Raw genomic sequence first — 11,882 nt, 5'->3', positions numbered from 1 at the left:
AACGCCATTTGCAACATTACTCGATGGAAAACGTATTTGGGCTGAAAAGAATTTAGCTCAAATTTAACCTGACAGTCTTAAGCAAATATCGGTAACTGTCAGATTAGGTTTGAACTAGTACACATCATCAAAACAGTGCTGCTGATACACAGGGCGATCAATGATCTTTTGCACTTCACGTGTAACTGTTTCAACTTTAATTCGTTGCTTTGATTTTTCAGCTTCATAGTCTGCGCTCACCTCATTAATTTTATTTTGTTTTTCAGCCAAGGCTTTTAAATGTTTTTTTTCAATTTCTTGAATTTTGGTGACACATTTGAAATCTGCCTCCTTTATTTGCCCGGATAAATGATTTGTGTATGCAATTTGACATACCCATAAAACAAAAAAGACCGCGATTGCGATCCAGTATTTGAATTTCCATAAAACCATTAATATTGGCATCTACTGAGCACCTATACATTTCGAATGACGCTCTACCTGCCGAATCCAAACGCCATAGCAATTGTTTGAACGGATTTTCTATGCGTTACAGTGCGAGTATGCTCAGACACGCTAAACAGCGCCTTCAATTTGAGATCTTCGCGAATCATGTCTCGAATTGGTTTAAAAGAATTATCAGCAACCTCTTTCGTTGGTGCCAAAATAATAAATTCAGCCGAATGTCTGTCATTTAAAATAATCGCTGTCAGCATGATGCCTGCGGCAAGTGTAGACTTCGTATTTTTCTTACTTATCAGTAGAAAAAATTCGTTAATTAAGCGCTCATTTTTTTCGTAGTCATAAGCGCCAAAAATCACACCAACAAAATCTAGAACCCACTGCCCTGTAACTTCGCCAACTTTCGGCTTGCCTGCAACATCAACTAACGTAAGTTTTTTAAATACGTTTACTGGAGCTGTGCTTTTTGCACAGCTGCTCGATGAACAGAAGGAGGCTTCTAGATGACAAATGAAATTTTAGATGCCCTACTCGAATTAGGCTTAACAGCTATTGATTGGGTGGATGCATGCCAATTTTCCAAGCTTACTGGCATTGAAGAACAGAAGCTAAACCATAGACGTAAGAAATGGCCAGAAGATAAAGTTTGGTCAAAACAAGACGGTAATATTTATTTTTCAATTCGAGGCTACAACCAATGGTTGACAGATCAAGCGGAACATCGCTACCACAAGGCATCAGGCTCAGAGATGGCGCTATTGAAATCAACTTCACCCACAACAAGCAGCGCCAATACATCACGCTCCCGCACCCCGCGAATGCGGAAGGTATTAACGCAGCCCATAAAATTAGAAGTGAGTTAAAGAACAAGGCGAAATGGGGAATTTTAACTGAGCATGATATTGCCCAGGCTAAAGGTGAAATTATTGATGAAAAGCATACTATTGTTGGTAATGGTGTGCTCTTTCAAGATGCTGCACAAAAGTACTTAAAGCAATGTGAAAGCAACATGGACACCAAGAAAGGTTATAAGAATATCTTGGAAAAACATTGGATGCCACACTTGGCTTTAGTTCCTATTCATCAAATTACATCTGATGATATTAAGGAAATTATTATTGAAGCTGACTTTCAAACTGCAAAGACATTGAATAACTGTTTAATTCCATTGCGTGGGGTTTTCTCAACTGCGCTGGAGAACAAATATATTTCCGAAAATCCTGTGCAGTTTATTAAAAACAAAAAGGTTCAAGTTGATATACCAGATCCATTCAGTCGTGCGGAAATGACCGCACTATTATCCTGGTTAAACACGAATCTTGAGGACAAAGACCACTTTTATTATTGGTACTATGAAATGGCATTTTGGAGTGGGTGTCGTCCATCAGAATTGATTGCACTTCGCTGGGCTGACATTGATTGGTTTAATGGAACTATGCGAATCAATAAAAGTCGTGTACGTGGGCATGAAAAAAATGTGACAAAAACACATGTAGCACGCGAGGTCTATTTAAATGAAAGATCGACTCAAGCTTTAAAGGCGATTAAAGATTTAAAACTCAGTAGCGATTACGTCATGATTTGCCCAGAGACTAATGCTCCATTTTTCAATGAAAAACCTCCACGTTTAAGAATGGTAGAAGCTATGAAGTCCTGCATGATCCGCCACCGCCCTGCATATAATGCACGACATACTTATGCAACCATGCTTTTAATGGATGGCGTTAATCCAGTCTTTGTCGCTGATCAACTTGGCCATAGTCTCCAAATGCTGATTAAGCGATATGCAAAATGGATACATGGAGATAAGAACAGGATAGAAATGGCAAAACTAAACACTACAAATGGCACTTAAGGTGCCTTTTTTAATGCCTATGAGAATGTGGCGGGCTTTGTGGGGAAATGTGGCGAAAATGTGGCAATAAAAAAGCCACTTTTACAAGTGGCTGATTTATATAAAGAATTTTGGTGGAGGTGGCGTCAATTGAACTCAAAACCCAAACCATTAATTCTTAAGCCATTTCATTGAATAAAAAAATTCATTGACCCAATTTTGACCCACATCAGATTTAGTGTATTAAATCACTTAGAAGACTTGTTCAAATCCGAATTCAGGATTTGAAATACTGTACCAAGTATATCAATATAACGTACCATCTTTGTTGGCATTCATCCATTCATTGAAACCTATGAAGCACTTAGTCAATAGTTTGTTTTATAGGAACACCGAAGTTTTCATCAATTAATTTCTGATACTGTTTTTAAAAGTTGAATTTTAGAAGTATAAGAGAAAGAGTTAACTCTTTCTCTTATACTTTATAATTATAAATAGTGTCCTTGATTTATGTTTAAAATAATAATTTTAAGCTTAGAAACTAAACCCAATATTCAAGTTGACACGGTACATCCATTTTTCACTGTTTTCAGACGTGGCCGTGGTAAAGCCTGTACCGTTGGTTGCACCACCAATAATATTTGCATTTTTACCCCAAGTGTAGTCCGCCCAAATCATAAATGGTGATGCGATAAACATTGCACCTGTGGTGTTCATTTGCGAGGCTGCCCAATCACTGCGCTCTTTGTCTAAATAGCTATAATCATTATAAAAACGGATCGCTTTTAATTTCCCCATATTCTGCACAGGCAAAGTATAAGCTAGGTTTAAACTCGCAACCGTTCCCTCAGAAGCAATAAAATACGATGGCGTTAAACCGTTCGCACCCATCAGCGTCATATCGTTATTTACACCGTCTGGGTTTTCCGCATCATATTGATAATGAATCACTGAAGACTGCAGGTTCCAGCGCTGATAGTTGCTGTTGCTATGCAATCCAGCCGCATAGTAGCTGCCGTCTTTTTGCGTGGTTTTATTGTGCAGCTGAGCCACAGAACCCGATAAGCCAATTTCATGCTTACCCATTTGGTCATCGCCAAATTTACGTACAATGCGGGTATTCAGCTGATTCTGCTTTTCATTTTGATAGGCTGCTTGAAAAGGCAAATGATTTTCTGAAAGATCATCATAGGTGGCAGCTTCTGGAGAATAACGCAGATTGGTTTCCAGCATGCGCGGGTAGTAACCGACTTTAATATCCCACTCAGGATTATTGTAATTCCAGTTCACCCCAGGCGCGGCATTGTTGCCATAACCTAAAAAGAACGGAATGTGGTAAGTCCAGCCATTTTGCGGATAAGGATAAAGCGCAAAAGGCTTATAGACAAAACCCGCTTCGATGCTGTTGTTCTTGTTCAGATTATAGCCTAAATATGCCTTTTCAATGGAGGTTTTTTCCTGATCTTGCACAAGATAGCTGGCATTCAGATAGGCATCATCCGATTTGCCTTTTAAATCTAAACGGAAAATATCAAAATCCAGCTTGCCAAAACCGCGGTTTGGACTGGCATCCCATTGTTCATAGCGGTGATTGAAACGCAGCACCCCGCCGACTTTTAATGAATGCGCCCCATCTTCACTTTTCCATTCCAATGGATCATCTTTGGCTTGAACACTAGCGGCAGCTGCGCCCAATGACATGAAAACCGCAGCTGTTAAAATCGTTTTATTCATCTCTTTTCCCTAAATTATCATGTTTTATATGCAAAACATTGTTTATATATAATTTTGGCTAAAAAAATTTAGCGCTACTTTACTAGCTGTTTTTTTAAAACAGGCTGGCTAAACTTAAATGCCCTACATTCCTTGTAAGGGTTTAAGGTTTGAGTTTTTTGCATTTCCGCTTAGGCTGAATTAAACGCTGCACCAATGGCAACAATAATTGAATTAGCTCTAACGGCCCCCATGCCTGAGGCAATCCCCCTGTTGGGAAATTGCCTTCTGGAATTGCTTCAAATATGGTTCATCCTCTAAGGATGAATTAGTACAATTTTTTCTGCGGTGGACCAGCAAATTTCAATGGACCAATGGCGTTCATATCCAACTCGATCACTGCTGGGCCATTCAGATCAATGGCTTCTTGAATTGCGGTTTTAAACTCGTCTGCACTGCCGACTTTCCAGCTCTTCACGCCCATCGACTCGCCCAATAAACGGTAGTCTGGTGTATGTAATTCATTGAAGTACTGACGGCCGCCAAAGTAGTTATTTTGAATGCCGCGCATCACGCCATAACCACCATCGTTCATTACCATTAACACCATGTCGGTGTTTTCTTGCGCCATGGTGGCAATTTCACCAATACCCAGCATCAAACCGCCATCACCCACTAAACCCACAACTTTTTTATCCGGGTTGGCAATGGATGAACCAATCGCGTGTGCAAGCCCAAGACCAATCGCACCTGCAAGTGAATGGATGTTTTTATTAGGGCTTTGTACAGGGAACAAACGGCTGCCCCATGTACTGCCTGACATAGTGATGTCACGTACAAAAATACCGTCTTCTGGCAATGCTGCACGTAGGTGATCGCAAATCAATGCGTATTGATCCATTTGAGTACGCAACGCATCCACCGCATGTTCACGTGCAGCTTTAATGTCTGCATCATATGCAGCATCAATTTTGCTCACGCCATTTAAAGCGCTGAGTACACGTGCAAAAGTGTCTTTGGTATCTGCACAGATAAATTGTGAAACCTTATAGTTACGCTGCTGCGCCACTGGATTGGCATCTATCTGAATGATATTTTCAGGGAATTCTACTGAGTAAGTCTTGGTTTCATTACTGCGCAAACGTGAACCTGCAACAATAAATAAGTCCGCCTCTTTCATCAGCTTTTCAACTGCCGCAGAGTTATGGAACGCACGTAAGCTGCGCGGATGGTCATCAGCCAGCACACCGCGAGCATGGGTTGAAGACACCACTGGAATACCTATGTCAGCAAGCGCTTTCACTTCTGCAACAGCATTTAAAGTACCGCCGCCAATCCAAAGTAATGGACGTTTAGCGTTCTTCAATGCATCTGCAATCATGTCAATTTCAGCATCGTCCGCTTGCGGCAGTTGCATGGCTTTTACTGGACCAAGATTGGCTGGCAAATCAATTTCAGCCGCTTGCACATCAATTGGAATCTCCACGCTTACTGGCCCCATTGGTACAGTAGTCGCTACGCGGATTGCTTCACGAATTACACCCACAGCATTGTCTGGGCTGGTAATACGAAAAGCCGCTTTGCTCGATGCTTTTAAGAAGGTCAGCTGATCTTTAGTTTCATGAATAAAACTGGCATCGCGGTCTAAATATTCACGTTCGACTTGACCGGTTAAATGCAGCACTGGGCTGCCAGCATTCATTGCTTCAATCAATGAACCTACAGCATTGCCTGCACCTGCACCCGTACTGGTCAAAGCCACACCTAAACCTTTAAAACGTGCATGTGCGTCTGCCATAGTGACAGAACCTGCTTCACCGCGCGCTGCAACAAAACGCATTTTTTCACGGCGGCCAACAGCATCAGCAATTGGCAAGTTGTGAATCGAAATCACGCCATACATGCTGTCTACATTGTGCTGTTCTAATACTCGAGCGATTGCTTCGCCTACATTTACACGTTCAGTCATTGTTCTTTCCTTAATTTTTCAATTCGTTGTTTATGGGTGTTCAGTTGCTAGTCCGACCATGGATTGGCTTGCTCGTTTAAACCTAGATAAATACTTTTTTGCTGCATATAAGACAGAATGCCGAGGCGCCCTTTTTCACGGCCAATGCCGCTGTCTTTAAAGCCGCCAAATGGTGCGCTGATTGAGAATTTTTTATAGGTGTTAATCCACACCGTGCCCACTTCCAGCAAACGGGCAATTCGCCATGCTTTACGGTAGCTTTCTGTCCAAATTCCTGCTGCTAAACCAAAACAGCTGTCATTGGCTTGTTCAAATAAGTCTTTTTCGTTGTCGTATGGCATAACTACTAACACAGGGCCAAAAATTTCTTCTTGGCACGTTTGCGCACTGTTGCTCAAACCCGTAATGATGGTGGGCTTATAGAAACTGCCTTTGGCAAACTCGCCCTCTGTAATTGCTTCACCGCCAGTGACTACCGTACCGCCTTCGGCTTTGGCTAATTCCACATAACGGTGCACCGATTCCAAATGTTTTTGGTTAATCAAAGATCCCATGTGTACATTCAGCTGTTCAGGATGCCCCACGCGTAAACCTTCCGTGATTTCCACTAAACGCTTTAAAAATTCGTCATAAATTGAAGCGTGAATAAATAGACGCGAGCCTGCAATACACGCCTGACCTGCTGAACTGAAAATACCGTAAGCAATGCCTTTGGCTGCAATTTCAATATCTGCATCTGGCAATACGATGGTTGGGGATTTTCCGCCGAGTTCCAAAGACGTGGTAATCAGTTTTTCAGCAGCAATATGCGCCAAGTGACGGCCAGTAGATGTTCCGCCCGTAAAAGAAATTTTGCGAACTAAAGGGTGCTGAGCGATAGCATCTCCAATGACAGAACCGCGTCCAACCAGCACACTCAAAATGCCTTTCGGCAAGCCTGCTTCTTCAAAGATTTTTGCAAGCTCCAAGGCAATTAATGATGTCGCTTCGGCTGGCTTTAAAATCACCGCATTGCCTGCAGCAATGGCTGGCGCCAATTTTTGCACTTCACTGGCAATTGGAGAATTCCAAGGGGTGATGGCTGCAACGACACCCACAGGTTCATGCACGCTCATGGTCAAGATATCTTGTGCACGCTGTGTGGTCAGTTCTTCATTAAAGGTTTCACAGGCTGCCGCATTAAAACGTGCTGTAGCAGCTGCACTCATCACCAAAGCACGAGTTTCAGACAAGGGCTTACCATTGTCACGGGTTTGTAGTTTAGACAATTCATCTACACGGGCTTCAATGATGTCTGCAACACGGTACAAAATTTTCGCGCGCTCATGCGGCAATGAATCACGCCACTCAGGCTTACGCCAAGCTTGATCTGCTTTAATAATCGTCTCTTCAACATCTTCAAGTGTAGCTGTTGAAATTTCCGCATTCACAGAATTATCTGCTGGAAATAGACTTTGAATAACATTACCGCGTCCTAGACGCCATTCACCTGCAATATAAATTTCTTTAACCATGGCACTCACCAAATTCCTTTTAAATCTGAATCGCATCTACGCTATTGCGGCATGCACGGATCACACTCAGTGCTGCCAATGTTGATGTTTTTGGATTACTTTCCAAAGGCACACCAATCATTTCAATACTCATTTGACCAAAACGCCCTTCGGCAATAATGGTGTGTTTGTTTTGACTAATATTCGGATCTACCGTCAACTCAACCATGGTTTCATCCATGCCAATGCCTGCCAGTCCAATAGTTGCAGCCACATTTGCATTGGCTGGAAAGTTCAAAGCGGCTTCACGTGCAGTACCGGTATAAAAAACCGTTGGTTCTGTCACGTGGTCTAAATCAATCAATTTTTCTGCATAGCTTCCGCGCCAGCTATTTGGACTTTTGCAGCCTTTATAAGTGACTTTTTCCAAACCGCCTTCTTTGGCAGCCGAAATTCCATCAATCCCTGCAATCGCGCCAGCCAGCAAATGAATATGGGCACCCGACTGTTCTGCAGTATTTTGCAGTTGCGCAAAAAATACGCTATCTGCCAAAGTACCCACTGAAATCAGGCCAATATTCCAGCCTTTAGCTAAAACTTTCGCGGCATGTTCTTTCACCGCAGCTTGACCTGCAACTTCAATCACATAGTCTGGTGTGCCATCGCAGTCATCAATGTCGGAAATGACTTGCACATCTGCTGCAAGTGCTTCCTGCACACTTGCAATACTGCGCTCTGGTACGACCACCCATTTCAATTCAAGGTCTTTGGGCAAATGGCTGCGAACCTCATTGGCCATTGCACCAAAACCAATCATCATCAGCTGTTTCATATACCCACCTTATAAATGCTTGTTAAAGCCGCCAGAGACATCTATTGCTGAACCTGTGGTATACGACGCCATCGGAGATGCTAAGAACACCAATGCACGAGCTGGTTCTTCAGGTTTACCCAATCGCGCCATTGGAATGCCGCGTTTTTTGGCAATATTGCCAATCCATTCTTCCCAAGTTTGATTTTGATCCGAACGGGCTGCAAAACGGCGTTTCCACTGTGCAGATTCCACCATGCCCAATAAAATTGAGTTCACGCGGATGCTGTATTGAGAAAATTCGTGCGCCAATGAATGAGTTAAGTTCAGCAAAGCCGCACGTGCAGAAGAGGTCGCAATCATGTGCGGCTCAGGTTGCAGCGCCAGCAAAGAATTGACATTGGTGATCGATGCGCAATCTGACTGCTGCAGCGTAGGCAAGAATGCGCGGATAGGATGCAGCACACTGAAATATTTCAATTCAACTTCTTTCAGCCAATCTTCATCAGCTGTATTTTCAAAATTTGAAACCCGACCTTGACCTGCGTTATTAATTAAAATGTCCACACCGCCAAATTCGTTTTGCACTTGGTCTGCAAATTTTTTGACATCTGCTTTGTCTAAAACGTTGCAGGTCGTTGTGAAAATTTTAGCACTTGGATAGCGAGATAAAATCAGCATTTTTGAATCATGTAAACGCTGTTCATCACGGCCGCACCATGCCACATGCGCACCTTCTGCAACTAATAGCTCTACCGTTGCCAGCCCAATGCCAGACGAGCCGCCGGTCACCACTGCTTTTTTGCCTTCTAATTGGAAGCTCATTTTCCCATCTCACATTCGTGCGTCATGTAGCGACAATAAAATTTGATTGAATTGCGCTGCTTGGTCCAAATAACTTAAATGGCCTGCAGCGGCAATTTCGTAGCAAGGATTCAGCTGAAACTGATCCGCCAATTCTTGAATATCCTGTGGAGGCGTTATGCTATCCGCCATGCCTTTAATCACATGGACATTATGCTGTTCTGGGCTTAAATAGCTTTGAATCGCGTCATAAGCCAGCAAATACGATGCATCAGTAAAACCTTCTAATTGAATGTTTTGCATGACCGCTTCAATCAGCGCCAGCGCCTCTGCAGAAGCATTTGCGACCAAATGCGGCCCACGTGACTGCGCCATGCCTGAAGCACCTAGGGTCTGCAGCATTTTTGGACGCTTTTCAAATACATCCTGCTGCTTTTGCTTATCACTGCCTTTGTAGCCCTGCGCCGCATTGGCAAGCACTACTGCTTCTACCATGTCTGGATAGCGTGCATTAAAGGCCGCAGCCTGCATTGCACCTAAAGAATGACCAACCAAAATGATTTTATTTTGATCTTGACCTGATCCTAAGTTCAGGCCTAATGCATCAAACATGTCTTTTAAGCGCTGTGCATAATCTTCTGCATTGGGATGTTCTGCGGCTAAAGGATCAGACTGACCATAGCCCGGTGCATCCCATGCAATCACATGAAAGTGATGACTCAAATCTTGCAACTGCTTGACCCATGAACCTGAACCCGAACTGATGCCATGCAGCAATACCAGAACTTTGCCTGTCCCTGCTTCGCGGTAAGATTGCTGTACACCATCCAAATGAACGGTTTTTAATTCAAACTGTGTCAATTGCTCAACTAAAGTCATCATGTCATTTCCTTAAAATTAACGCTTGATCTGAGACAATGGATGCTCAGGCGGATAGTTCGGAATCGTCGGCTTACCTGTACCCAGCATCACGCACATCAGGGCATCTTCGGTACCTGGGTTGAATAAGCCGCGGTAGATACCCGGTGGAATTGAAATCAAGTCACGTTCTTTCAAGCGGGTTGAAAACTTCTCGCCTTCATGTTCAATGAATAAGTCAATTTCACCGCGCAGCATAAAGAACACTTCTTCGACATCGTGATGGATATGCAGCGGGCCTTCACATTGCGGAGGCAAGACCATAGTTGAAAAAGTAAAATTTTCTGCAGGAACTGTATTTCCATCGTTTGCTACGCCTGTTGCGCCTGTCCCCATATAACGCATTTGCGCACGGCGGTATTTCGGGTCGTAATCCGCTTGGAACTTGAGTGCATCATAATCGTATTGACGGGTTTCAAAGCGCGCGATGCGTCCGCTAATCCAGTCGTCTAATGTTTGACCTTGAGGCTGTTTCCAAGATTCAAATTGCTGTACAGACATGATTCTCTCCTTATTTCAGCTCACTGCCATTTCATAAAAGTGGAGCTGGATCTGATCTAAATTGTTCTTACCGTCAGCGCCTGTTTCTTCAAGCGTTTTTCAGTCATGTGTATCGGTTAAATAAAAGTTTGGGCTTAACTACTTGGCTTTAACTTTAGCTCAAGCCTTAATAACGTTTCAGCAATGGCGCCAGGAAGAAGGAACCGATCACGGCGACTGCTGCCAAGAAGGTAATGCCAATATTGAAACTGCCGGTTTGCATCACAATTGCACCAATCACCACAGGTGCTGCTGCACTGGCAAAATTACCAAGACCATTGAAAATACCGCCTGCTGTTGCACCAACATCTGCTGAAGTAATGCGTGCCAACAGCGCAAACACTGCCGCTACACCAAAGCCCCATGCCATTGCACTTAAAGACATTGCTAAAATCACCAGCATTGGATCTTCCGCAATCACCATCACATACATGAAGATGCCTGCTATCAGTAAACCGCTGCTGACCTGAATCGCACGTTTACCTAATTTGTCTGAAAGGAATGCACCAGCCACTTCACCAATCAGCATGGCAATGAATGGCAGGCTTGAATAAATACCAAACTCTTTTAAGTTGAAGCCTTTATCTTGAATCAGATAAGACGGCACCCAGCTGTTTAGACCCCATAAATAGGTCATCAAAGCGATATTGAAAATGCACAGTAGCCAAAAAGAACCATTGCCCAGCAAGGTTTTGGTATTGCTCAAATGCGTCTTGAAATTCACGCGTTTGCCTACGCCTTCCAAATCCACGGTACGTTTCAGTTTTAAATTACGCAGGCCATACATAATCAGTATCAGCACGATGAAGGTCATGGCACCCATGACAAAGAAAGTGGTGTGCCAGTCATAGTGCGCCAAAACAAATGCAGTAATCGGGAAGCCTAGGAATGCGCCAATTGGAGTCCCTAGCAGGAACATGGTCGAAGCACGCGCTTGCTGGCGGTCGGTATAGGTTTGTTTCACAATGGTATAAGCCAAAGCAAACAATGGACCTTCAGCCAAACCGAGCAGAACGCGCAGCGTCATCATTGTGGAATAATCTGTGGTGAAACCCATTAAAAACATCAATAGGCCCCAAGACGTCACACTCCAAAACAGCATTTTTTTAGGACAGAAAATATCGCCTAAAAAGCTCAGGAACATTGATGAAAATCCGTATGCCAACAAGAAGCTCGTCATCAGCCAGCCTAGTTTTGCCTTATCCTGTGCAATGCCCATCGCATTTTGGAAGGTAGCATCTGAAAACAAGACAGCAATACTGATTTTGTCAAAGAAAGCCAGTACCACGCAGATCATTAAAATGATCGCTGGGGTCCAATGCTTTAATCCTGTTTTTGCATCATTATCCATGGGTAAAT

The 11,882-nt window shown here is 43.3% G+C and carries 10 protein-coding genes and 1 pseudogene; 1 reads left to right on the top strand and 10 read right to left on the bottom strand.

What is annotated here, in order from left to right; translation table 11 throughout:
- Positions 1-114 precede the first annotated feature (114 nt).
- Both KVY11_RS16280 and KVY11_RS16275 read right to left on the bottom strand, forming a co-directional pair.
- Entirely contained in the window at positions 115-444 is a 330-nt protein-coding gene (locus tag KVY11_RS16280; protein WP_218289543.1) for a hypothetical protein, read from the bottom strand.
- A gap of 80 nt (positions 445-524) precedes the next feature.
- A pseudogene (locus KVY11_RS16275) lies at positions 525-887 on the bottom strand (terminase large subunit domain-containing protein); the annotation flags it as partial.
- Positions 888-1,138: 251 nt separating this feature from the next.
- Between KVY11_RS16275 and KVY11_RS16270 the strand changes: the two are divergent.
- Positions 1,139-2,296 carry a site-specific integrase gene (locus KVY11_RS16270; protein ID WP_218289542.1) on the top strand — a complete coding sequence of 386 codons (1,158 nt, stop codon included), beginning with the start codon at positions 1,139-1,141 and terminating at the stop codon, positions 2,294-2,296.
- Positions 2,297-2,809: 513 nt separating this feature from the next.
- On the opposite strand, the gene KVY11_RS16265 is transcribed toward KVY11_RS16270, so the two are convergent.
- The 8 genes from KVY11_RS16265 to KVY11_RS16230 form a co-directional block, all read right to left on the bottom strand.
- Positions 2,810-4,009, bottom strand: a complete 1,200-nt coding sequence (locus KVY11_RS16265) for a hypothetical protein (RefSeq protein WP_218289541.1) — start codon at positions 4,007-4,009, stop codon at positions 2,810-2,812.
- Between the two features lie 307 nt (positions 4,010-4,316).
- Positions 4,317-5,957, bottom strand: a complete 1,641-nt coding sequence (locus KVY11_RS16260; protein ID WP_218289540.1) for a thiamine pyrophosphate-binding protein — start codon at positions 5,955-5,957, stop codon at positions 4,317-4,319.
- Positions 5,958-6,004: 47 nt separating this feature from the next.
- Complete coding sequence (locus KVY11_RS16255; protein WP_218289539.1) at positions 6,005-7,471, bottom strand: aldehyde dehydrogenase; 1,467 nt, start codon at positions 7,469-7,471, stop codon at positions 6,005-6,007.
- A 19-nt stretch (positions 7,472-7,490) separates the two neighbouring features.
- Positions 7,491-8,282, bottom strand: coding sequence for an aspartate dehydrogenase (locus KVY11_RS16250; protein ID WP_218289538.1), 792 nt, complete (start codon positions 8,280-8,282; stop codon positions 7,491-7,493).
- Positions 8,283-8,291: 9 nt separating this feature from the next.
- On the bottom strand, positions 8,292-9,086 hold the full coding sequence (locus tag KVY11_RS16245; RefSeq protein ID WP_218289537.1) for an SDR family oxidoreductase: 795 nt from the start codon (positions 9,084-9,086) through the stop codon (positions 8,292-8,294).
- Between the two features lie 9 nt (positions 9,087-9,095).
- Positions 9,096-9,947: an alpha/beta fold hydrolase gene (locus KVY11_RS16240; RefSeq protein WP_218289536.1), complete on the bottom strand. Its 852-nt coding sequence runs from the start codon at positions 9,945-9,947 to the stop codon at positions 9,096-9,098.
- 15 nt (positions 9,948-9,962) lie between these two features.
- The gene (locus KVY11_RS16235) at positions 9,963-10,484 is read right to left on the bottom strand and encodes a cupin domain-containing protein (RefSeq protein WP_218289535.1); all 522 of its coding nucleotides are present in this window, start codon (positions 10,482-10,484) and stop codon (positions 9,963-9,965) included.
- Between the two features lie 166 nt (positions 10,485-10,650).
- Positions 10,651-11,874, bottom strand: a complete 1,224-nt coding sequence (locus KVY11_RS16230; protein WP_218289534.1) for an MFS transporter — start codon at positions 11,872-11,874, stop codon at positions 10,651-10,653.
- Positions 11,875-11,882 lie beyond the last annotated feature (8 nt).

Origin of the sequence: Acinetobacter sp. CWB-G5, assembly GCF_019209785.1 — a bacterium.
Lineage (GTDB): Bacteria > Pseudomonadota > Gammaproteobacteria > Pseudomonadales > Moraxellaceae > Acinetobacter > Acinetobacter johnsonii.
The sequence above is the reverse complement of the archived record's forward strand: the minus strand, read 5'-3'. Positions and strand labels throughout refer to the sequence as shown.

Bases quoted from the DNA above. Each gene is read 5' to 3' on its own strand.
- KVY11_RS16280 (WP_218289543.1), bottom strand. From the start codon at position 444: ATGCCAATATTAATGGTTTTATGGAAATTCAAATACTGGATCGCAATC.
- KVY11_RS16240 (WP_218289536.1), bottom strand. From the start codon at position 9,947: ATGATGACTTTAGTTGAGCAATTGACACAGTTTGAATTAAAAACCGTT.
- KVY11_RS16245 (WP_218289537.1), bottom strand. From the start codon at position 9,086: ATGAGCTTCCAATTAGAAGGCAAAAAAGCAGTGGTGACCGGCGGCTCG.
- KVY11_RS16255 (WP_218289539.1), bottom strand. From the start codon at position 7,471: ATGGTTAAAGAAATTTATATTGCAGGTGAATGGCGTCTAGGACGCGGT.
- KVY11_RS16235 (WP_218289535.1), bottom strand. From the start codon at position 10,484: ATGTCTGTACAGCAATTTGAATCTTGGAAACAGCCTCAAGGTCAAACA.
- KVY11_RS16260 (WP_218289540.1), bottom strand. From the start codon at position 5,957: ATGACTGAACGTGTAAATGTAGGCGAAGCAATCGCTCGAGTATTAGAA.
- KVY11_RS16265 (WP_218289541.1), bottom strand. From the start codon at position 4,009: ATGAATAAAACGATTTTAACAGCTGCGGTTTTCATGTCATTGGGCGCA.
- KVY11_RS16270 (WP_218289542.1), top strand. From the start codon at position 1,139: ATGGTTGACAGATCAAGCGGAACATCGCTACCACAAGGCATCAGGCTC.
- KVY11_RS16250 (WP_218289538.1), bottom strand. From the start codon at position 8,282: ATGAAACAGCTGATGATGATTGGTTTTGGTGCAATGGCCAATGAGGTT.
- KVY11_RS16230 (WP_218289534.1), bottom strand. From the start codon at position 11,874: ATGGATAATGATGCAAAAACAGGATTAAAGCATTGGACCCCAGCGATC.